The organism is Streptomyces sp. NPDC050988 (assembly GCF_044456225.1).
Taxonomy (GTDB): Bacteria; Actinomycetota; Actinomycetes; order Streptomycetales; family Streptomycetaceae; genus Streptomyces.
Genome location: NZ_JBITFQ010000046.1, coordinates 15,571 through 36,032, shown reverse-complemented (window position 1 = coordinate 36,032; position 20,462 = coordinate 15,571). Strand labels below are relative to the sequence as shown.

At 71.0% G+C, this 20,462-nt stretch carries 18 protein-coding genes and 1 pseudogene; 9 read left to right on the top strand and 10 right to left on the bottom strand.

The annotated features are described in order from the left end of the window. Positions 1–55 precede the first annotated feature (55 nt). Together ACIBEI_RS46915 and ACIBEI_RS46910 are read right to left on the bottom strand one after the other, a co-directional pair. Positions 56–271, bottom strand: coding sequence for a hypothetical protein (locus tag ACIBEI_RS46915; RefSeq protein WP_398897376.1), 216 nt, complete (start codon positions 269–271; stop codon positions 56–58). A 152-nt stretch (positions 272–423) separates the two neighbouring features. Continuing rightward, positions 424–1,122 (bottom strand): MerR family transcriptional regulator, encoded by a 699-nt coding sequence (locus tag ACIBEI_RS46910; RefSeq protein WP_398897416.1) that lies wholly within the window; start codon positions 1,120–1,122, stop codon positions 424–426. Between the two features lie 188 nt (positions 1,123–1,310). On the opposite strand from ACIBEI_RS46910, the gene ACIBEI_RS46905 reads away from it, so the two are divergent. From ACIBEI_RS46905 to ACIBEI_RS46890, 4 genes and pseudogenes are all read left to right on the top strand, one after another. Next, positions 1,311–2,840, top strand: coding sequence for a flavin-containing monooxygenase (locus tag ACIBEI_RS46905; protein ID WP_398897374.1), 1,530 nt, complete (start codon positions 1,311–1,313; stop codon positions 2,838–2,840). Beyond that, positions 2,837–3,193 (top strand): annotated as a pseudogene (locus ACIBEI_RS46900) (alpha/beta fold hydrolase); the annotation flags it as partial. The gene ACIBEI_RS46905 and the pseudogene ACIBEI_RS46900, both read left to right, overlap by 4 nt. A 484-nt stretch (positions 3,194–3,677) precedes the next feature. Next, entirely contained in the window at positions 3,678–4,607 is a 930-nt protein-coding gene (locus tag ACIBEI_RS46895) for an SDR family oxidoreductase (protein WP_398897372.1), read from the top strand. Between the two features lie 85 nt (positions 4,608–4,692). Next, on the top strand, positions 4,693–4,944 hold the full coding sequence (locus tag ACIBEI_RS46890) for a hypothetical protein (RefSeq protein ID WP_398897370.1): 252 nt from the start codon (positions 4,693–4,695) through the stop codon (positions 4,942–4,944). A gap of 191 nt (positions 4,945–5,135) precedes the next feature. On the opposite strand, the gene ACIBEI_RS46885 is transcribed toward ACIBEI_RS46890, so the two are convergent. Next, positions 5,136–8,426 carry a S41 family peptidase gene (locus tag ACIBEI_RS46885; RefSeq protein WP_398897415.1) on the bottom strand — a complete coding sequence of 1,097 codons (3,291 nt, stop codon included), beginning with the start codon at positions 8,424–8,426 and terminating at the stop codon, positions 5,136–5,138. A gap of 340 nt (positions 8,427–8,766) precedes the next feature. Between ACIBEI_RS46885 and ACIBEI_RS46880 the strand changes: the two genes are divergently transcribed. The 3 genes from ACIBEI_RS46880 to ACIBEI_RS46870 all read left to right on the top strand — a co-directional run bounded on the left by ACIBEI_RS46880 (position 8,767) and on the right by ACIBEI_RS46870 (position 12,563). Further along, positions 8,767–9,357, top strand: a complete 591-nt coding sequence (locus ACIBEI_RS46880) for a TetR/AcrR family transcriptional regulator (RefSeq protein ID WP_398897368.1) — start codon at positions 8,767–8,769, stop codon at positions 9,355–9,357. Between the two features lie 144 nt (positions 9,358–9,501). Further along, complete coding sequence (locus ACIBEI_RS46875; protein WP_398897366.1) at positions 9,502–11,784, top strand: MMPL family transporter; 2,283 nt, start codon at positions 9,502–9,504, stop codon at positions 11,782–11,784. Positions 11,785–12,008: 224 nt separating this feature from the next. After that, positions 12,009–12,563: a cysteine hydrolase family protein gene (locus tag ACIBEI_RS46870; RefSeq protein ID WP_398897364.1), complete on the top strand. Its 555-nt coding sequence runs from the start codon at positions 12,009–12,011 to the stop codon at positions 12,561–12,563. Between the two features lie 21 nt (positions 12,564–12,584). Here the strand turns inward: ACIBEI_RS46870 and ACIBEI_RS46865 are convergent, their stop codons facing one another. Beyond that, complete coding sequence (locus ACIBEI_RS46865) at positions 12,585–13,373, bottom strand: class I SAM-dependent methyltransferase (RefSeq protein ID WP_398897363.1); 789 nt, start codon at positions 13,371–13,373, stop codon at positions 12,585–12,587. Positions 13,374–13,573: 200 nt separating this feature from the next. Between ACIBEI_RS46865 and ACIBEI_RS46860 the strand changes: the two genes are divergently transcribed. Together ACIBEI_RS46860 and ACIBEI_RS46855 are read left to right on the top strand one after the other, a co-directional pair. Continuing rightward, positions 13,574–14,080 carry a YbaK/EbsC family protein gene (locus ACIBEI_RS46860; protein WP_398897361.1) on the top strand — a complete coding sequence of 169 codons (507 nt, stop codon included), beginning with the start codon at positions 13,574–13,576 and terminating at the stop codon, positions 14,078–14,080. After that, on the top strand, positions 14,077–14,922 hold the full coding sequence (locus tag ACIBEI_RS46855) for an EamA family transporter (protein ID WP_398897360.1): 846 nt from the start codon (positions 14,077–14,079) through the stop codon (positions 14,920–14,922). The genes ACIBEI_RS46860 and ACIBEI_RS46855 overlap by 4 nt, the downstream gene beginning before the upstream one ends. 487 nt (positions 14,923–15,409) lie before the next feature. Here the strand turns inward: ACIBEI_RS46855 and ACIBEI_RS46850 are convergent, their stop codons facing one another. The 6 genes from ACIBEI_RS46850 to ACIBEI_RS46825 form a co-directional block, all read right to left on the bottom strand. Continuing rightward, positions 15,410–16,576: a serine hydrolase domain-containing protein gene (locus ACIBEI_RS46850; RefSeq protein ID WP_398897414.1), complete on the bottom strand. Its 1,167-nt coding sequence runs from the start codon at positions 16,574–16,576 to the stop codon at positions 15,410–15,412. A gap of 81 nt (positions 16,577–16,657) precedes the next feature. Next, positions 16,658–17,107, bottom strand: coding sequence for an organic hydroperoxide resistance protein (locus ACIBEI_RS46845; RefSeq protein WP_269650483.1), 450 nt, complete (start codon positions 17,105–17,107; stop codon positions 16,658–16,660). Between the two features lie 154 nt (positions 17,108–17,261). Next, a complete protein-coding gene (locus ACIBEI_RS46840; protein WP_398897413.1) occupies positions 17,262–17,732 on the bottom strand; it encodes a MarR family winged helix-turn-helix transcriptional regulator in 471 nt (156 codons plus the stop codon). A gap of 61 nt (positions 17,733–17,793) precedes the next feature. After that, positions 17,794–18,579 (bottom strand): energy-coupling factor ABC transporter ATP-binding protein, encoded by a 786-nt coding sequence (locus ACIBEI_RS46835; RefSeq protein WP_398897359.1) that lies wholly within the window; start codon positions 18,577–18,579, stop codon positions 17,794–17,796. Beyond that, positions 18,567–19,328 (bottom strand): cobalt ECF transporter T component CbiQ, encoded by a 762-nt coding sequence (gene cbiQ, locus ACIBEI_RS46830; RefSeq protein ID WP_398897357.1) that lies wholly within the window; start codon positions 19,326–19,328, stop codon positions 18,567–18,569. Before cbiQ ends, ACIBEI_RS46835 begins: the two co-directional genes overlap by 13 nt. Before the next feature lies 1 nt (position 19,329). Beyond that, on the bottom strand, positions 19,330–20,379 hold the full coding sequence (locus ACIBEI_RS46825) for an energy-coupling factor ABC transporter permease (RefSeq protein WP_398897356.1): 1,050 nt from the start codon (positions 20,377–20,379) through the stop codon (positions 19,330–19,332). Between the last annotated feature and the right edge of the window lie 83 nt (positions 20,380–20,462).

Genomic DNA, 20,462 nt, shown 5'->3' with positions numbered 1-20,462 from the left:
CGAGGTGGGGAGCCTCGGTCGCCGCACGCTGATCCTCAGTCGTTCGTCACCTGCTTCACCACATGACCTGCTGGGGCTGTGCCGACTGGCCGGACCACATCACCTGCTGGGGCTGCAACTGCTTGCTGGACCACATCACTTGGGTGTCCGCGGCCTGCGTCGTGCTCTGGCGGCCGGTCGCCGTGGCGGGTTCGTCGGCGGCTGGCGCCGGCGTCGTGGCCAGGGCGAGGAGGACGGCCGTGGTGGCGAGGACGGGTGATTTGCGCTTCAAGTTCAGAGTTCTCCCTACTCGTGCTGGGCGGAGTGCCCGTCGGGTGACTGGGCGTCATGAACCTAGAGGCACACGGCCATCGGTCGCACCCGTGTTCTCTTTAGTCACTCGAAAGGGTGAACTATGCGGTGTTTGTTGGAGGTTGAAGTGGTTCAAGGTGCTTCACGTGCGGATCGTCGTGTCTGTGCCGCGCGGTGCGGTGTCCGCTCCTCGGGCCCGACGGTGCCCGACAGCTTCCCCAGCTTCCGGTCCAGCGCCATCGACACCTCCGCGTCCACCACGCTCTTCGCCAGCGGGCGCAGTCGCTTGAGGTCGTCCGCCGTGCGGCCGCCCTGTGTCAGGACAAGCTCGGTGAACAGCTCGGCGAGGGCGTCGGCGTGGTCGCGGACGCGGTGGGCCGCGGCCAGGACGTCCGCGAGCGGGATGCCCTCGCGGACGAGTGCCGCCGAGGTGTCCAGGAGGCGTCGGCTCACGTGGACGATCTCGCCGCCGTCCGTGCCGAGGTAGCCCAGGTCGAGCGCGGCCGAGAGGTTCTCCGGCGTCGCCTCGTCGCCGAACACGTCGGCCAGTTCCTCCGGTGAGAGGCGGACCGGGGTTTCCTCGGTGGGGGCGCCCAGGCCGAGGAGTTCGCCGACGTCGCGGCCGTGGTCGAAGGCCTCGGCGAGTTCGGCGATGCCGCTCAGGGTGTGGCCCCGCTCAAGCAGCGCGGCGATCGTGCGCAGGCGGGCCAGGTGGTCCTCGTCGTACCAGGCGATCCGGCCCTCGCGGCGCGGTGGCGGGATCAGCTTGCGTTCGCGGTAGAAGCGCAGCGTGCGCACGGTGATGCCGGCCTCCCTGGCCAGCTCCTCCATTCGGTACTCCCGCTTGTCCGCCACGCCGGAAGCCTATGTCGTACCGTCCGGTACCCGCGGCGGAGCCGCTGATGCAAACGTCCTTCCCCCGACCCCTACCCATCGGTATGGGGCTGCTCTACGCTCCCATTGCGCCAGTGTTCACTGGCGGAGTCGGCAGCGTCGTACGCGGCAATGGAGGCGTCGGGATGACCGAGCACGAGCATGTACGGGTGGCGGTGATCGGCTCCGGATTCGGTGGGCTCGGAGCCGCTGTGCGGTTGCGACGCGAGGGCGTCACCGACTTCGTCGTCCTGGAGCGGGCCGACAGCGTGGGCGGGACCTGGCGGGACAACAGCTATCCGGGCTGCGCCTGTGATGTGCCGTCGCACCTGTACTCGTTCTCGTTCGCGCCCAATCCCGACTGGCCGCGCACCTTCTCCGGGCAGGAGCACATCCGCGCCTATCTGGAGCACGTCGCCGACGTCTTCCGGCTCCGGTCGCATCTTCGCTTCAACTCGGAGGTGAAGATGATGACTTGGGACGTGGAGCGGCTGCGCTGGGTCGTCGAGACCAGCAGTGGGACTCTTACCGCCGACGTCGTCGTGTCCGCCACCGGGCCGCTCTCCGACCCCAAGGTCCCGGACGTTCCCGGCCTCGACACCTTCCCCGGCAAGGTCTTCCACTCGGCCCGCTGGGACCACGACTACGACCTGCGCGGCAAGCGGGTCGCGATGATCGGTACGGGCGCCTCGGCCATCCAGATCGTGCCGAGCATCCAGCCGGACGTCGCGAAACTCACCCTCTTCCAGCGCACCCCGCCCTGGGTGATGCCCCGCGTCGACCGGGCCATCAGCGGGGCCGAGCGCCGGCTCCACCGTCAGCTGCCCTTCACCTCGCAGGCCCGGCGCGGACTCCTGTGGGGCCTACGGGAGTTGCAGGTCCAGGCGTTCACCAAGCGCCCCAACGAACTGGGACTTGTTGAGCAGTTGGCCAAGCGGAACATGGCCCGGGCCATCAAGGACCCCGGGCTCAGGGCCAAGTTGACCCCGTCCTACCGCATCGGCTGCAAGCGCATCCTGCTCTCCAGCACGTACTACCCGGCCCTCGCGCAGCCCAACGTGGACGTGGTCGCCAGCGGGCTCAGCGAGGTCCGCGGGTCGACCGTCGTGGCCGCCGACGGGACCGAGGCCGAGGTCGACGCGATCGTCTTCGGTACGGGCTTCCACGTCACCGACATGCCGATCGCCGACCGGGTCGTGGGCGCGGAGGGCAAGACGCTCGCCGAGGCGTGGCGGACCGGCATGAAGTCGCTGCGCGGTGCGACGGCGGCCGGGTTCCCCAACTGGATGACGATCATCGGGCCGAACACCGGCCTCGGGAACTCCAGCATGATCCTGATGATCGAGTCCCAGCTCAACTACATGGCCGACTACGTACGCCAGTTGGAGGTGCTCGGCGGACCGGCCGCCCTCGACGCACGGCCCGGCGCGGTCGACGCCTGGAACCACCGTGTCCAGGAGCGTATGAAGCGCACGGTCTGGAACACCGGCGGCTGCACCAGTTGGTACCTCGACGACAACGGCGTCAACACCACCATCTGGCCCGGCACGACCACGGAGTTCCGCGGTGCGACGCGGCGTGTGGACCTGGGCGAGTACGACCTGCTGAGGCCGCCGCCCGAGCCGGAGACGGCGCCGAAGCGCCGTACGAAGAAGACGGTGGAGGCGGGCGCGTGAGCCGGCTGATGCATGTGGCGTCCGGTCCGTACGCGCCGCCCGTTCCCGCGCGCGAGCTGACCGCCGTCTCCGCCGACGGGGCCCGGCTGCACGTCGAGGTGCACGGGCCCGACGGGGCGCCCGCGGTGGTGCTGTCGCACGGGTGGTCGTGCTCGACCGCCTTCTGGGCGGCGCAGATCCGGGACCTGGCCGCCGACCATCGCGTGATCGCGTACGACCAGCGGGGCCACGGGCGCAGTCCGGCGAACCCGGTGTGCAGCGCGGACGCGCTCGCCGACGATCTGGAGGCCGTGCTCGCCGCCACGCTCGCGCCCGGGGAGAAGGCCGTTCTGGCCGGGCACTCCATGGGTGGCCAGATGCCGGTGGAGTGCCCGGGTGCGGTAACCGCCGCGATCCGTTGCTTGTGAGCGGGGGCATGAGCAGGGTCAGCGTCGCTGATGAGCTGAGGTGTCCCAGGGGCGCGGCTTCGACCGGACCCAGAAGGAATGCGGCTCCGTCGGCAGGGTGTGGACGCCTGCCCGGTGCCGGGCCCGCGCCGCTGGGTGCGGCGTGGGGTGCTCATCGTGTGCGGGACCTGCTGCCAGTGCCTCGCCGTGCGGCGGGAACGCTGGTGCGTGGGTGTCCGCCCCGCCGGACGCTTTCCGCTCGGTGTGGACCCGGGCGGGGCGGGGAACCCCGCGTCGCTTCCTGGGCACGGGGTTTGTTCTCTGTGAGGCCGAACGGACTCGGACCTCGCCTGATAAGGGACGCTACTGCTGCCCTGGCTGCCCGCAACACCTTGGGCGACTCACGCCACACAAACGTGCGAAGCATCAGTGGAAGGGGATTGCCCACGTCATGCGTGTGCTAAGGAACATCAACCAAGGCAGCCGGACATATCGGCCGACCGCGGTCAGCCTGGAAGGGCAGGTCGCCGTGGTCACGGGGGCCGCTCGGGGCGTCGGGGAACTCCTCGCCCGCAAGCTCTCCGCCCGCGGTGCCACGGTCGCGCTCGTCGGTCTGGAGCCGGACGCGCTGAAGCAGGTCGCCGAGCGGCTGCACGGCGAGAGCGGGCACTGGTACGCCGACGTCACCGACCACGAGGCGATGGTCCGGGTCGCGGCCGAGGTGAAGGAGCGGTTCGGAAAGGTCGACATCGTCGTCGCCAACGCCGGGGTCGCCAACGGGGGGCCGTTCGTCGACTCCGACCCGCAGGCGTGGCGGCGGGTCATCGAGGTGAACCTCATCGGATCCGCGATGACCGCACGGGCGTTCCTGCCCGTACTGATGGAGAGCCGCGGCTATCTGCTGCAGATCGCCTCGCTCGCCGCGATCACGCCCGCGCCGATGATGACCGCGTACTGCGCGTCCAAGTCGGGCGTCGAGGCGTACGCGCACAGCCTGCGGGCCGAGGTCGGGTACAAGGGCGTACGCGTGGGGGTCGGGTATCTGTCCTGGACCGACACCGACATGGTGCGCGGGGCCGATCAGGACGACGTCATGCGGGAGTTGAGGCAGCGGTTGCCGTGGCCCGCGAGCAAGACGTATCCGCTCGGACCGGCCGTCGACCGGATCGTGGCCGGGATCGAGCGGCGGTCCAGTCATGTGTACGGGCAGTGGTGGCTGCGGGGGATGCAGGGTGTACGCGGGTATCTGCCGGGGATCGTCGGATCGGTGGGGCAGCGGGAGATGCGGCGGTTCGCTCCGCGGGTGGGGCAGGTGCCGAAGGGGCTCGTCGGGGCCGGGGGAGAGGCCGATGAGCAGGCACGGAGCACGCTGCGTAACTGACCGTCACTGATCGAAATGCGCGTTTTGTCGGTCCGTGTGAATCTGGTCGAGGCCCCATCCCCCACCCACTACGGGAGTGAATCTCATGGGCATGAAGGACCAGTTCCAGGACAAGGCCGAGGAGCTCGACGAGCGGGCGCGTCGACGTGCCGACCAGGGCCGCGACGAGGCGAGCGAGCGCGAGCGGCAGCCGCAGGAGCCGCGTGACCCGCGCGAGCGGGCGTCGCGTGAGCGGGCTCCGCGGGAGCGTCAGGAGCCGGGGCGGCAGACGCCTGATGAGGCGCAGCGGGCGTCGCGCGATGCGCAGGAGCGGTTCGATCAGGACTACGACATCTGATCGAGTGTGGTGAGCGTGGGGTGCCCTTCTTTGGGAGGGCACCCCACGTTTGTGTTTGTGGGGGCGGTCGTTCGTCGGGTGCGGGCGCGTTGGGGCTGGTCGCGCAGTTCCCCGCGCCCCTAAAGGCGGATGGGCTGCCCAGCATCTCGACGGTGGCCCCAAAAAGACCCCGCCCCCCGGCGCCGAGCCCCCTACGAAGACGCCCTCGGCGGTAGCTTCGGGCGGGTTCTCGTCGGGGTGTTTTCGTAGGTTGGTGGGGTTGCTGCGGGGTGGAGGGAGAGGAGGTCCAGGGCCAGTTGGACCGCGTCGTCGAGTTGGGCGTGGCGGCCTTCTGCCCAGTCGAGGGGGGTGCGGAGGATTTCGAGGTCGGGGGTGACGCCCTGGTTCTCGATGGACCAGCCGTACGCGTCGAACCAGGCGGCGTTCATGGGGACCGTGATGACGGTGCCGTCGCCGAGGCGGTGGCGGCCGGTCATGCCGACGACGCCGCCCCAGGTGCGCTGGCCCACGACCGGGCCCAGCTTGAGCAACTTGAACGCGGCCGTGATCATGTCGCCGTCCGACGACGTCATCTCGTCGGCCAGGGCCACCACCGGGCCCCGCGGGGCGTTGGACGCGTACGACACCGGCTGGGCGCCCCGGGTCAGGTCCCAGCCCAGGATCGTGCGGGTGAGCTTCTCCACGACCAGCTCGCTGATGTGGCCGCCCGCGTTGCCGCGTACGTCGACGATGAGGGCGGGCCGTGACACCTCCATGCGCAGGTCGCGGTTGAACTGGGCCCAGCCCGAGCCGCCCATGTCCGGGATGTGCAGATAGCCGCAGCGGCCGCCGCTCAACTCCCGTACGACCTCACGGCGTTTGGCCACCCAGTCCTGGTAGCGCAGGGGGCGTTCGTCGACCAGGGGGACCACCGCGACCCGGCGTGAGCGGCCCTCGCCCTCCGCCGGGGTGAACGTCAGCTCGACCGTCGTGCCGCCCGCGCCCGCGAGGAGGGGGAAGGGGCCCGCGACGGGGTTCACCGGGCGTCCGTCCACGTGGGTGAGGACCGCGCCTTCGCGGATGCCCGTACCGGCCAGCGGGGAACGGGCCTTGGAGTCGGAGGAGTCGCCGGGGAGGATGCGCTTGACGAGCCAACCCTCGTCGCGCCGCACGAAGTTGGCGCCGAGGAGGCCCTGCGCCCGCTGGTAGTGGGGTGGGCCCTCGTTGCGGCGGGCGGGGGTGACGTACGCGTGCGAGGTGCCCAGTTCGCCGAGCACCTCGCGGAGCAGGTCCGCGAACTCGTCGGGGGACGCGACCCGTTCGACCAGCGGGCGGTACTGGGCCAGGATCCCGTCCCAGTCGATGCCGCACATGTCCGGCGCCCAGAAGTAGGCGCGGATGAGGCGGCCCGCCTCGGCGTACGCCTGGCGCCACTCCGCGGCCGGGTCGACCTCGTGCAGGATGCGGCGCAGGTCGATCCAGACGGTCGTGTCGCCGTCGCCGGACTCCGTGGAGGGGACCGCGCGCAGGTCGCCCTCGTCGACCACGACCAGCCGGCTGCCGTCGCCGCTGAGCGCGAACCAGTCGAGGTGCTCGACGAGTTCGGACTTCTTCGCCTTGGTGATGTTGAAGTACTCCAGGGTCGGACGGCCGCTCGTGTCGTCCGGGTTCGCGAACGTCTCGCCGAGCGCGCCCGAGATCGGCCAGCGCAGCCAGACCAGACCGCCGCCCGCGACGGGATACAGCGCGGAGTACTTGGACGCCGTGACCGGGAAGGGGGTGACGCGGCTCTCCAGGCCCTCGATCTCGACCGTCACCGTGCCGCTGTCACCGTCACCGTCGCCGGTGTCGCTCTCGACCGGATCCAGGCCGCCCGCCGCCGGGCGGCCCTCCGGGTTCAGCGCGAAGGGGGACGGCGTCGCCGAGGACAGGGGTACGAGGTACGGGCGGCAGCCCAGCGGGAAGGACAGGTCGCCGGTGTGGACGTCGTACACCGGGTCGAAGCCGCGCCAGGAGAGGAAGGCGAGGTAGCGGCCGTCCCGGGTGAACACCGGGTTCTCGTCCTCGAAGCGGCCGTTGGTGACGTCGACGACCGTGCGCGCGCCCGGCCCCTCGATCCTGGCCATCTTGATCTGCCGCAGGGTGCGGCCGATGCCCGGGTGCGACCAGGTCAGCCAGGCCCCGTCCGGGGAGAAGGCCAGGTCGCGTACCGGCCCGTTGATGGACCGGATGAGCTCGGTGACTCCGCCTGCCCCGGATTCCGGCCCCGGCCCCGTCCGGGAGGCGCCGCCGGGCCCGGACTCCTCCGTCGCGTCGAGCAGCAGCAGCCGTCCGTCGTTCGACGCGATCGCGAGCCGCTCGCCCTTCGGGTCCGAGACGAGTTCCAGGACGCGGCCCAGTTCGCCGGAGGCCAGCCGGCGCGGCTCGCGTTCGCCGCTGGCGCGCGGCAGATAGGCGATCTCGACGGCGTCCTCGCCCTCCGCGTCCGTCACGTACGCGACCTGCCCGCCCGAGCCGAGCATCTCGGGGAGCCGGACGCGGACGCCCGGGGTGTCCGCGATCGTGCGGGCCGGGCCGTCGCGGTGCGTGAGCCAGTACAGGCTGCCGCGTACGACGACGGCGCCGGCCCGGCCCGTCTCGTCCACGGAGATCCCGTCGATGTGCTGAGCGGCCGGCACCTGGTACGTACGGCGTCCGGCGCGCGGCCCGCCGAGGCGTACGTCGAGGCGGCGGGGGAGCGATTCGGGGGACAGGTCGTCGACGATCCACAGGTCGCCCGCGCACTGGTAGACGACCCGGGTGCCGTCGCTGGACGCGTGCCGGGCGTAGAACGTGTCGTGGTCGGTGTGGCGGCGCAGGTCGGAGCCGTCGTGCAGACAGGAGTAGAGGTTGCCGATGCCCTCGTGGTCGGAGAGGAAGGCGATACGGCCGCCGACGAACATCGGCGAGTCCAGGTGTCCGTCGAGACCGGCGAGGATGCGCCGCCCGTGCAGCCAGAGGCGGCCGGTGGCACCGCCGCGGTAGCGCTTCCAGGCGGCGGGCTCGTGCGGGGGCGTGCCGGTGAGCAGCAGGGTCAGGCGCTCGCCCGCGAAGTCCTCGACCGCGATGTGGGAGACCGGGCCCCAGGGGAGCTTGCCGCCGGGGCAGCCGTCGACCGGCACGCTGTAGGCCCAGGTGAAGTACGAGAAGGGCTCGCCGTGCGAGGCGACGGCGAGGATGTCGCCGTCGGGGGACCAGCCGCAGACCTGGGTGTCGGCGTTCCCCCAGTAGGTGAGCCGCCGGGCCGGACCGCCGTCCACCGGCGCCAGATGGATCTCCGGCACGAGGTTGCGCCAGGTCGTGTACGCGATGTGCCGCCCGTCGGGCGAGAAGCGCGGATGGCTCACCTTCGTACGGTCGACGGTCAGCCGCCAGGCGCGGCCGGGGATGTCGAGGGGGGCCACCCAGAGGTCGTCCTCGGCCGCGAAGCACAGGCGGTCGCCGCTGAGGTGCGGGAAGCGCAGGTAGGCGGCCGAGCCGTCGCCCTCCCCGGTCCGCCCGGTCGCCCCGTTCGCCCCGGTCTCCCCGTGGTCCGCGGCCCCTCCTGGCAGGGGCCCGTCTCCGGTCGCGTTCTCGTACTCGTCGCTCACCCACCCATGCTTTTCCGCTGGGCGGGGCCCGGCAACTCGTGGTCCGGCGGACCGGCTGTGACCAGGCCGGGGTCGGGCGCCGGTGAGAGGTCGGTGAGGAGTCGGTGAGAAGCCGTGACGCAGCACACGTACGAAACGGTTTCGTTTCGCTTGAGGATGGGGTACCTTCATAGGAGTACGAGGCAGTTTCGTTCGAGCGGGAATGGTGAGTGGGATGGCTGAGACAGCAACGACGCGTCGCAGCCGGATCACGCCCGAGCGCGAGGCCGAGTTGTACGAGGCCGTGCTCGACCTGCTCCGGGAGGTCGGTTACGACTCCCTGACGATGGACGCGGTCGCCACCCGCACCCGGTCCAGCAAGGCCACGCTCTACCGCCAGTGGGGCGGCAAGGCCGAACTGGTCGCGAGGGCGATCCGGCACCACAAGCCGGTCGACACCTCCGCGATCGACACCGGGTCCCTGCGAGGGGACTTCCAGGCGATGACACACCGCCAGGACGACTGCCAGATGGAACAGGACTCCGCGCTGATGCGGGTCCTCGGCACGGCGGCGCACACGAACCCCGAACTGCTGACCGCCCTCCGCGAATGGCTGATCGAGCCGGAGCTGGGGGAGATGCGTCGGATGGTGCAGCGTGCCGTCGACCGCGGTGAGGTCCGTGCGGACAACCCCGCGATCCAATACGTGCTGCACATGATCATCGGTGCCTTCGTGGCGCGGACGCTGATCGACGAAGCACCACCGACACAGGCCTTCGTCTCCTCGTACATCGACGCTGTGGTGATCCCCGCCCTCAGCGCCTGATCCGATCCGTCCATTTCACGAGCCTCCCGCCCCGAGGCTCAACCCCCTTATGCACGACCCCAGTTGCACCTGACGCGACCGCTCACGTCGTCGGGCCGATGACTCACGCCCTGCCATCACCGACCTGACCGGGAGTACGCCCTCGTGGCCACGTTCCTCTACAACCTCGGCCGACTCGCCTTCCGGCGACGGCATTTCGTCGCACTGATATGGGTGGCGCTGCTGACGCTCGCGGGCGTCGGAGCGGCGAGCGCACCCGCCGCCGGAACCACTTCCTTCTCGATCCCCGGCACCGAGGCGCAGAAGGCCTTCGACCTGCTGGAACAGCGGTTCCCCGGCGCCAGCGCCGACGGAGCCACCGGACGCATCGTCTTCAAGGCGCCCGACGGCCAGAAGATGACGGACGCCGACAACAGGGCGACCGTCGCGAAGACCGTCAAGGAACTGGGCGGCGGCACCGAGGTCGTCTCCGTCACCGACCCGTTCACGACGAACGCCGTGAGCAAGGACGGCACGGTCGCCTACACCTCGGTGAAGTACGAGGTCCCCGGCATGGAGCTGGCGGACTCGACCAGGGAGTCCCTGGAAGCCGCCGGTGACGACGCCCGGTCGGCCGGGCTGACCGTCGACGTCGGAGGTGACGCGCTGGAGGCCGGCGCCGAACCCGGAGCGGTCGGCGAGATCGTCGGCATCGCCATCGCGGCGGTCGTCCTCGTCATCACCCTGGGCTCGCTGGTCGCGGCCGGACTGCCACTGCTGACGGCCATCATCGGCGTGGGCATCGGCGTCTCCACCATCACCGCTCTCGCCAAGGCGCTCGACCTCGGCGACACCACCTCCACGCTCGCCCTGATGATCGGCCTCGCGGTCGGCATCGACTACGCGCTCTTCATCGTCTCCCGCTACCGGAACGAACTGGCCGAGGGCCGCGACCGAGAGGAGGCGGTGGGCCGCGCCACCGGCACCGCCGGCTCGGCGGTGGTCTTCGCGGGTCTCACGGTCGTGATCGCCCTCGCGGGCCTCGCGGTCGTCAACGTCCCGATGCTGACCAAGATGGGCCTCGCGGCGGCGGGCACGGTCGTCATCGCCGTCCTCATCGCGCTGACCATGATCCCGGCGATGCTCGGATACGCGGGCAGGAAGATCCGCCCGGCGGGCGAGAAGCGCAAGTCGTCCAAGGAGCGCAAGTCCTCCGACGCCGCCGCGCCCGAGAAGCGGACCACCTCCGAGAAGCAGGCCAGGCCCAACATGGGCACCCGCTGGGCGAGCTTCGTCATCCGCCGCCCAGTCGCCGTGCTGGTGCTCGGCGTGGTCGGTCTGGGCGCGATCGCCCTGCCCGTCACCCAGCTGGAACTGGGCCTGCCCGACGAGGGCTCGCAGCCGACGTCCACGACCCAGCGCCGCGCCTACGACCTGCTGTCCGAGGGCTTCGGGCCCGGCTTCAACGGCCCGCTGATGATCGTGGTCGACGCCAAGGACAGCGACGACCCGACGGCCGCCTTCGGTGACGTGGCCGACGGGATCAAGGACCTCAAGGACGTCGTGACGGTCACGCCGCCGGCGCCCAACAAGGCCGGCGACACCGCGACCATCACGGTGATCCCGAACTCCAAGCCGTCCTCGACACAGACCGAGGACCTGGTCCACGCCATCCGTGACAAGGGTTCCGACTTCAAGGCAGAGACGGACGCGGAGGTGCTGGTCACCGGCACCACCGCGATGAACATCGACTTCTCGCAGAAGCTCAACGACGCGCTGGTCCCGTACCTGGCGCTGGTGGTCGGTCTCGCCTTCCTGCTCCTGATCGTGGTCTTCCGGTCCATCCTGGTCCCGCTGAAGGCGGCCCTCGGCTTCCTGCTCAGCGTGCTCGCCGCGCTCGGCGCGGTGGTCGCGGTCTTCCAGTGGGGCTGGTTCTCCGGCCTGATCGGTGTCGAGGAGACCGGCCCGATCATGTCGATGATGCCGATCTTCATGGTCGGCGTGGTCTTCGGTCTCGCGATGGACTACGAGGTGTTCCTCGTGACCCGCATGCGGGAGGCGTTCGTCCACGGCGAGACGCCGAGCCAGGCCGTGGTGACCGGCTTCCGGCACAGCGCCCGGGTCGTGGTCGCCGCCGCGATCATCATGATGGCCGTCTTCGGAGGCTTCATCAGCTCCAGCGAGTCCATGATCAAGATGATCGGCTTCGGTCTCGCGATCGCCGTCTTCTTCGACGCCTTCGTCGTCCGTATGGCGATCGTCCCGGCGGTCCTCGCCCTGCTCGGCAAGAAGGCCTGGTGGCTGCCGAAGTGGCTGGACCGCGCCCTGCCGAACGTCGACGTCGAGGGCGAGGGCCTGCGGGCCCTCGACGACCGGCCGAAGGACTCGGACTCGGACTCGGACTCGGACTCCGGCTCCGACGAGGACCGGGAGCTGGTGCGCGCCTGAGGACCGGGAGGCGGTACGCGCCCGAGGAACCGGGACCCGGTACGCGACCGATGTGCGGCTGACATGTGTGGCTGATGCGCAGGTGACGTGCCGGCTCCCGTGAAGGACCAGCCGGTGAGGGCTCCGTGGGGACGGGCGGCCCTCACCGGCTTCATGCGTGCCGCGGGTGTGCGCGGTACGCCGGGCCGGGGCGGTTGTCAGTGGCGCGGTCTAGCGTGAGGGGCATGACGACTTTCTCCGAACGACCCCATACGGCCCTGATGGTGATCGACGTCCAGAAGGGCGTCGTGGCCGGCGCCCACCAGCGCGACACGGTGGTCGCGAACATCGCCGCCCTCGTCGACACGGCACGCGCCCAGGGCACCCCGGTCGTCTGGGTCCAGCACTCCGACGAGGGCCTGGAGAAGGGCAGCGAGGACTGGGAGTACGTTCCCGAGCTGCCCCGCCGGGAATCGGAACCGCTGGTGCACAAGACGTACGGCGACTCCTTCGAGGGCACCGACCTGGAGGACGTACTGGCCGGAGCGGGCGTCGGACACCTGGTGGTCACCGGCGCCCAGACGGACGCCTGCATCCGCTCCACGATCCACGGCGCGTTCGTCCGGGGCTACGACGTGACACTCGTCGGTGACGCCCACACGACGGAGGACCTGACCCAGTGGGGCGCCCCGCCGCCCGAGCAGGTCATCGCGCACACGAACCTGTACTGGCAGGAGCAGTCGGCACCGGAGCGCAAGGCCGGGGTGGTGGAGACGAAGGACGTGACGTTCGGCGGCTGAGCGTGACGATCAGCTGCCGAGCTACGGACGGCGGCCCCGCGTGCTGACCAGCGGCAGGGAGTTGACCACGAAGGACGGGTCCGCCGTCAGAGCCTCGAAGCGCTCCAGTTCGGCGTCGGTGAGCCCCTCCGCCCGCAGCCGGTCGGCCATCTGCTGTGCGTTGACCCGGTGCAGGCCGATGCCCGTACCGCCACCCGCCCACGACTCGGCGTACGTCGTCGCCGTGACGTCCGCGAGACCGGCACCCAGCATCGCGCCGGGCACCCGGCTGCCCCACGCCGGGTCCAGGCCCGCCTTCTCCAGCTGGACCCGCAGGGCGGTGTGGACGCGTTCGAAGAGGGCGGCCGCCTCCTCGTCGGGGGCGGCCAGCACCGGCATCCAGTGGGTGTCGAACTCCTCCAGTACCAGCCAGCCGCCCGGCCGCAGCGCCCCCGCGAGCCGCGCCAGGACGTCCAGCCGCTCCGGCAGGTGCTGCAGCACCAGCCGGGCGTGCACGAGGTCGTAACCGTCGGCGGGCAGCGGGTCCTGGACGACGTCGTGCCGCAGGAGGCGTACGTGCGACGGCCGGGGGCGGGACTCGGCCCACCGCAGGTCGAGGTCGGTGATCGTGACCTCGCCTTCCGGGCCGACCTGTTCGCCGAGCCAGTCGCCCAGCGAGCCGCCCCCTCCGCCGACCTCCAGGCACCGCCAGCCCCGGGTGAGCCCGGTCAGCTCCACCTGGCGCCGGGAGAACGGGTCGTAGCAGGACTCCAGCGCGAAGAAGCGGCCCTGGGCCTGGTCGGCGCTGTTGTCGAACACATAGCGGGACATGGGGGAGTCCTCTCCTTCACGCACGGCGCTTCCTCGCACACGGCGGCTCCATCGTCACCGTCGCGGCGCCCGACGGCACGGCGGCAGGGCGGGACGGGTGACGTGAGCGCGGGGGCTTGCGGGGGCGCACCGAGGCGGGGGAGTGCGCCGTCGTGGAACTCGTTCGCGTGTCCCGTACACCCACCGCTAGCGTGCCGTGCATGACGACGAGCGCAGCTGAAGAGTCCGGAGCACACCCCCGTTTCGCCGAAGCCCTGAGCGAGTTGGGTCTCGACGATCTGCCCCCGCGGATCCGCCGCTTCCCGGAGGGCGCCCGTACGGCCGTCGAGGCCGCCGGGGCGATCGGGTGCGAGCTGAGCCAGATCTGCAAGTCGCTGATCTTCGCGGCGGACGGCGTGCCGGTCCTGGTACTGATGGACGGCGCGTCCCGGGTCGACGTCGAACTCGTCCGCCGGGAACTGGGCGCCGAGAAGGTCACCCGGGCCAGGGCGGAGCTGGTCAGGGAGACCACCGGGTACGCGATCGGTGGCGTACCGCCCTTCGGACACCGGACCAGGACCCGTGTCCTGGCGGACCGCTCGCTGCTGGACCACGACACGGTGTGGGCCGCCGCGGGCACCCCGCACACCGTGTTCCCCATGGACCCGAAGACCCTGATCGCCCACGCGGGCGGCACCCTGGTGGACGTCCGCGAGCAGACCGCGTGACCCCGCTGGTCACCGCCGCCGTCCTGCTCGCCGCGGTCACGCACGCGAGCTGGAACGCCATCGCCCACCAGATCACCGACAAGCTCGTCGGGTTCACGCTGATCGCGGGCGGCGGGATGCTGATCGGGCTGGCGATGGTGCCGTTCGTGCCGTTCCCGGCGGCGGGGGCGTGGCCGTATCTGATCGCCTCGGCGGTCATCCACGTCGTCTACTACGTGCTGCTGATGAAGTCCTTCCGGCTCGGCGACTTCGGGCAGGCGTACCCGATCGCGCGCGGCACCGCTCCGCTGGTCGTGACCGCCCTGGCCGCCGTCTTCGCCCACGAGGTCCCTGACGGTTGGGCGGCGTCCGGCATCGCCGTGTCCTGCGCCGGTCTGACCGGCGTCGCGCTGTGGGGCCTGCGCGGACGCCGGCCCCACTGGGCCGCGATCGGCGCCGCGTTGGCGACGGGCCTCTCCATCGCCGCGTACACGGTCGTCGACGGCCTCGGCGTACGCGCCTCCGGCTCCTCCCTCTCCTATATCGCCTGGCTGATGGCGGTGGAGGGCGTGGCTGTCCCGTCCTACGCCCTGTACCGCTGGCGCGGCGACCTGCTCACCGTCCTACGCCCCTTCGCGGCCGTAGGCCTCCTGGGCGCGGCTCTCTCCGTCGCGGCGTACGGCTTGGTCCTCTGGGCCCAGACGAGGGCGGAGCTGGCCCCGATCGCGGCGCTGCGGGAGTCGTCCATCATCGTCGGCGCGGCGATAGGAGCGGTCTTCTTCAAGGAACGGTTCGGTGCTCCGCGTATCGCTGCCGCGGGGCTGTTGGTGGTGGGAATCGGGCTGATGCTGCACGCCGCGTGAGCGTGCGGCGCCGTGGGGCGGGCCAGGCTTGGCGTGAACCTGCGGCCCGGTGGGGGCTGGTCGCGCAGTTCCCCGCGCCCCTGAGGGGGTGGGTGTCCGGCATTCCGAGTCGGCCGCGGGCCGGACTGGGCTGAGCGCGCAGTTCCCCGCGCCCCCAAAAGACCCGGGGCCCACCCGCGCCTCCAGACCTCCAGGGCCGCGAGCAACTACGCGCTCGGCCCCCACCGACCCGCAGCAATTCCACAACACGAGCCCCCACTCACCCAGGGGCGCGAGGAACTGCGCGAACAACCCCCACCGGCCCGCAGCCAATCCGCAACACGAGCCCCCACCCACCCAGGGGCGCGGGGAACTGCGCGAACAACCCCCACCGGCCCGCAGCCAATCCGCAACACGCGCCCCTGCCCACCCAGGGGCGCGGGGAACTGCGCGACCAGCCCAATTCGACCCGCACACCACACCGAACCGCCAGTGGCACCCCCTACAACTACAACGAGGCCCTGAGGCCTCGAACCAGCGCCTGCGCCCGCGCATCCGCCGTCACCGTCTTGCTGAAGCCGTTCGTGACGTAGCCGAAGGCGACGCCCGACTCGGGGTCGGCGAAGCCGAGGGAGCCGCCGCGGCCCGGGTGGCCGAAGGAACCGGGGTCCAGGAAGGGCGAGGCCGAGCCATGGAGCATGTAGCCGAGGCCGAAGCGGGTGTTGATCACGAGGACCCGGTCCGGCCCCGCGGACTCCTCGGCCCGGGCCGCCGCCAGAGTCCGGGGACTGAACAGCCGCTCCCCGCCGTCCACCTCACCCACCAGGGACGCGTAGAAGCGGGCCAGCCCCTCCGCCGTGGCGATCCCGTTCGTCGCGGGGAGCGCAGCAGCCCGGTATGCCGGGTCGTTCTGGTCCGGGAACGGCGTGATCGCGGCGAAGGCCCGACGCGTGAGGGAGGCCGGATCGTCGTACGCCTCGGCGACCGACCGCTTCGGACGCGACCGCAGCCCCCCGGCGTTCCCCGGCGCCTCGACCCGGCCGGCCCGACCCACCCGGCCGGCCTCCGAGGCGGGCAGCCCGACCCACAGGTCGGCGCCCACCGGCCCGGCGATCTCCTCGGCGATCCAGTCACCGACGCCACGGCCGGTGACGCGCCGCACCAGCTCACCGACCAGCCACCCGTACGTCAGCGCGTGATAGCCGTGATCGGCACCCGGCTCCCACACGAGGCCCTGGCGAGCGACCGCCTCGGCACCGCGCAGGGGGTCCAGCGCCTCCTGGGGCGTCAGCGGCTGGTCCAGGACCGGCAGTCCGGCCCGGTGCGACAGCACGTGCCGCACCAGCACCCGCTCCTTGCCCACCGCCTTGAACTCGGGCCAGTACTCGCCCACCGGAGCATCCAGGTCCAGCAGCCCGCGCTGATGGAGGAGAAGCAGCGCGGCCGCGGCGACGCCCTTGGTCGCCGAGCGCACGATCTGGGCTGTGCCACGCTCCCAGGGCGCCGAGTCAGCCGTACCGTCGACGTCCTTCGTGCCGGCCCACAGGTCCACGACCCGGTGCCCGTCCCGGTACACGGCGACGGCCGCACCCCGCTCCCCGAGCACCTCGAAGTTCCGTACGAACGCTTCCCTGACCGGCTCGAAGCCCTCGGCCACAGTGCCGTTCACGTCCACGTCCACGTCCGTGCTCCGTTCCGTTCGCTCCACAGCCAGTGGATGCAACACCCACCCACCGTCCGCGATTCCGGTGCCGCGTCAGCCCAACAGAATCGTGACCTCGATGTTGCCGCGTGTCGCGTTCGAGTACGGGCAGACCTGGTGGGCGGCGTCCACGAGCTTGGACGCCACGTCCTGGTCGAGGACGGGCAGCGAGACGCTGAGGGCGACCGCGAGGCCGTAGCCGCGCTGCTTGTTGGGGCCGATTCCGACCTTCGCCGCGACCGTCGAACCGGACAGGTCGAAGCCCTCGCGGCGGCCGACCAGCACCAGCGCGTTGTGGAAGCAGGAGCTGAAGCCTGCCGCGAAGAGCTGCTCCGGGTTGGTGCCGTCACCGTCGCCGCCCAGCGCCGGCGGCATCGCGACCTTCAGTTCCAACTGGCCGTCCTGGCTGGTCACATACCCCTCACGGCCTCCGTGTGCCGTGGCCTCGGCCACGTACATGATCTTCGTGGGACGGCTGTCGAGGTCAACAGCGGCGTCGGTCATGGATCGCCTCACCCCCAGGCACGCGAGTACGCGGAATCAGAGTGCACAAACAGAGTGCGGAAACAGAGTGCGGAAACAGAGTGCACAAACAGAGTGCGGAAACAGAGTGCACAAACACATCGCACACAATGTATCCATCGATTCCGGCCACTTATTACTTGGGGGTAGAAACCGCCGGTAACATCGAGGTCAGCCGCCGGAGGTCCGCGCGCAGCCGCGCCACCTCGTCCGCCGTCAGCCGCGTCCCGGCCAACAGCGCCGACGGCACGCACTCCGCGCGCTCCCGCAGCTCCTCGCCCCGCCCGGTGACCGCGACCAGCACCGACCGCTCATCCAGCACGGAGCGCTCCCGGCGGACGAGACCGGCCGACTCCAGGCGTTTGAGCAGCGGCGACATGGTCCCGTAGTCGAGCCGCAGGGTCCCGGCCAGCTCCTTGACGGTGAGTTCGCCGCGCTCCCAGAGGACGAGCATGACCAGATACTGCGGATAGGTGAGCCCGAGCGATTCGAGGAGCGGACGGTACGCGCCGGTCACGGCACGCTGGGCCGCGTACAACGCGAAGCACAACTGGTCGTCGAGCAGCAGCGAACCGGCCGGCGAGCCCTCGCCGGGCGAACCCGCCATCGGAACCTCTTCGGGCGAACCTTCTCCGAGCGAACCCTCTTCGTTCGTCACGCGCCCATTGTCACGCGCCCATGGTCACGGAGCGCGGGTCGAAGCCGAACGGCAACTCAAGGCGGTGCTCCCGCATCAGTTCGTCGTCCGACAGCAGCTCGCCGGTCCCGCCGTCCGCCGCGATCACGCCGTCGCTGAGGATCAGGGCGCGCGGGCACAGTTCGAGGGCGTACGGCAGATCGTGCGTGACCATGAGCACGGTCACGTCCAACGACCGCAGGATGTCGGCGAGTTCGCGCCGCGAGGCGGGGTCGAGGTTGGACGACGGCTCGTCGAGGACCAGGATCTCCGGCTCCATCGCGAGGACGGTCGCAACCGCCACCCGGCGCCGCTGCCCGAAGGAGAGGTGGTGCGGCGGACGGTCGGCGAAGGCCTCCATCCCGACCCGCTCCAGCGCGGTGCGCACCCGCGCCTCCAGCTCGGGCCCCTTGAGCCCGGCGGCGGCGGGCCCGAAGGCCACGTCCTCGCGCACGCTCGGCATGAACAGCTGGTCGTCCGGGTCCTGGAAGACGATGCCGACCTTCCGCCGGATCTCCGCCATGTGCTTCCGGCCGACGGGCAGCCCGGCCACCGTCACGGTCCCGGCGCCGCCGGTCAGGATGCCGTTGAGATGCAGCACGAGGGTCGTCTTGCCGGCCCCGTTCGGCCCGAGCAGCGCCACGCGCTCACCCCGGCCGACGGTGAAGTCGACGCCGAACAGGGCCTGATGGCCGTCGGGGTAGGCGAAGGCGAGCCCGGAGACTTCGAGCGAAGGTGCGGTCACAGGGGTCACGGAGGAGGTGGTCACAGAGTCCATCCCAACAGACACACGACAAGGGCGGCGGACGGCAGGGCGAGCGCGTACGACCACTGCGCCCGGGACGCGGTCACCTCGTCGATGACCGGCATCGAACCGGCGTACCCCCGGCTGACCATGGCGAGATGCACCCGCTCCCCACGTTCGTACGAGCGGATGAAGAGCGCGCCCGCGGACTTCGCGAGGACGCCCCAGGACCGGACACCGCGGGCCTCGAAGCCGCGCGACTCCCGCGCGATCTTCATGCGCCGCATCTCGTCCGCGATGACATCCCCGTAGCGGATCATGAAGGACGCGATCTGTACGAGGAGCGGCGGCAGCTTCAACCGCTGGAGCCCCAGCAGGAGTTCGCGCAGTTCGGTCGTCGAGGCGAGCAGCACGGACGCGGCGACGCCGAGCGTGCCCTTGGCCAGCACGTTCCAGGCGCCCCACAGCCCGTTCACGCTCAACGACAGGCCGAGTACGTCGACCCGCTCGCCCTGCGCCACGAACGGCATCAGCACCGCGAAGGCCACGAACGGCACCTCGATCAGCAGCCGCTTCATCAGGAACCCGGCCGGGACACGGGCCGCGTACGCCACGCCCGCCAGCAGCAGCGCGTACAGCCCGAACGCCCACATCGCCTCGCGCGGGGTCGACACGACGACCAGCACGAAGGCGAAGACGGCGGCGAGCTTGGTGTGCGGCGGCAGGGCGTGCACGGGCGAGTGCCCGTGCCGGTAGAGCCGGTGCGCGTGTCCCGCACCCATGTCAGACGGATTCCCCGACCTGCGAGGGCGAGGTCTCGGACGTACGGCGCTTGCGTACGGCCCAGAAGACGCCCGTGCCCGCGACGACCGTGACGCCCACGCCGATCACGCCCGCGAGGCCGCCGGAGATCCGGGAGTTCGTGAGGCCCTCGACGCCGTAGTCGGCGAGCGGGGAGTCGGCGGCGGCGTGGTCCTCGACCTTGGCGTCGATGCCCTTGTCGGCGGCGACCTTCTCCAGACCGTCCGGGTTCGCGGAGGCGTAGAAGCTGACGAAGCCCGCGAGGACGAGGGAGGCCGCGAGGCCCGCCAGCCACACCGGGCGGTGGGACCGGGCGGCGGCCGGGACGGGCTCGGCGGCGGGCGTGTCCACCAGCTCCCCGCCGACACGCAGCTTCAGCGGCGCGGTCAGGCCGCGGGCCCCGTACACGAGGTCCGGTCGTACGGCGATGACGGCGCCGACCGTGAGCGCGGTGATCGCGGCCTCACCGATGCCGATCAGGACGTGGACGCCGACCATGGCGGTGAGGACCTGGCCGATCGGGACGTCCGTGGTGCCACCGATCGCGTAGACGAGAGTGAAGGCCGCGGCGGCGGCCGGCACGGAGAGCACGGCGGCGACGAACGCCGAGACGGTAATGGACCGACGCTTCCTGGGCAGGAGTTTTACCAGGCCGCGGAAGACGGCGTACGCCACGACCGTCGTGACCACGGCCATGACCGTGATGTTCACACCGAGCGCGGTGAGCCCGCCGTCCGCGAAGAGGATGCCCTGCATGAGGAGCACGACCGAGACACAGAGGACCCCGGTGAAGGGGCCCACGAGTATCGCGGCCAGCGCGCCTCCGAGCAGATGTCCGCTGGTCCCGGCCGCGACCGGGAAGTTGAGCATCTGCACGGCGAAGATGAAGGCGGCGACGAGACCCGCGAGCGGGGCGGTGCGCTCGTCCAGCTCGCGCCGGGCGCCGCGCAGGCTCACGGCGACGGTCGCCGCGGCGACCACTCCGGTGGCCACCGAGACGGGGGCGTTGATGAAACCGTCGGGGACGTGCATGTGGGCTCCGCTTCCGGGGGCAGGCCGACTGTCTGTAACCGTTCGATGATAGTGGCTTAATGCGAACAGCTTGCAAGAGCGAG

What these genes read in the sequence shown, in the direction of transcription:
- ACIBEI_RS46910 (WP_398897416.1), bottom strand. Translation starts at nt 1,122, where the DNA reads ATGGAGGAGCTGGCCAGGGAGGCCGGCATCACCGTGCGCACGCTGCGC.
- ACIBEI_RS46905 (WP_398897374.1), top strand. Translation starts at nt 1,311, where the DNA reads ATGACCGAGCACGAGCATGTACGGGTGGCGGTGATCGGCTCCGGATTC.
- ACIBEI_RS46895 (WP_398897372.1), top strand. Translation starts at nt 3,678, where the DNA reads ATGCGTGTGCTAAGGAACATCAACCAAGGCAGCCGGACATATCGGCCG.
- ACIBEI_RS46890 (WP_398897370.1), top strand. Translation starts at nt 4,693, where the DNA reads ATGGGCATGAAGGACCAGTTCCAGGACAAGGCCGAGGAGCTCGACGAG.
- ACIBEI_RS46880 (WP_398897368.1), top strand. Translation starts at nt 8,767, where the DNA reads ATGGCTGAGACAGCAACGACGCGTCGCAGCCGGATCACGCCCGAGCGC.
- ACIBEI_RS46870 (WP_398897364.1), top strand. Translation starts at nt 12,009, where the DNA reads ATGACGACTTTCTCCGAACGACCCCATACGGCCCTGATGGTGATCGAC.
- ACIBEI_RS46865 (WP_398897363.1), bottom strand. Translation starts at nt 13,373, where the DNA reads ATGTCCCGCTATGTGTTCGACAACAGCGCCGACCAGGCCCAGGGCCGC.
- ACIBEI_RS46860 (WP_398897361.1), top strand. Translation starts at nt 13,574, where the DNA reads ATGACGACGAGCGCAGCTGAAGAGTCCGGAGCACACCCCCGTTTCGCC.
- ACIBEI_RS46845 (WP_269650483.1), bottom strand. Translation starts at nt 17,107, where the DNA reads ATGACCGACGCCGCTGTTGACCTCGACAGCCGTCCCACGAAGATCATG.
- ACIBEI_RS46840 (WP_398897413.1), bottom strand. Translation starts at nt 17,732, where the DNA reads ATGGCGGGTTCGCCCGGCGAGGGCTCGCCGGCCGGTTCGCTGCTGCTC.
- ACIBEI_RS46835 (WP_398897359.1), bottom strand. Translation starts at nt 18,579, where the DNA reads ATGGACTCTGTGACCACCTCCTCCGTGACCCCTGTGACCGCACCTTCG.
- cbiQ (WP_398897357.1), bottom strand. Translation starts at nt 19,328, where the DNA reads ATGGGTGCGGGACACGCGCACCGGCTCTACCGGCACGGGCACTCGCCC.
- ACIBEI_RS46825 (WP_398897356.1), bottom strand. Translation starts at nt 20,379, where the DNA reads ATGCACGTCCCCGACGGTTTCATCAACGCCCCCGTCTCGGTGGCCACC.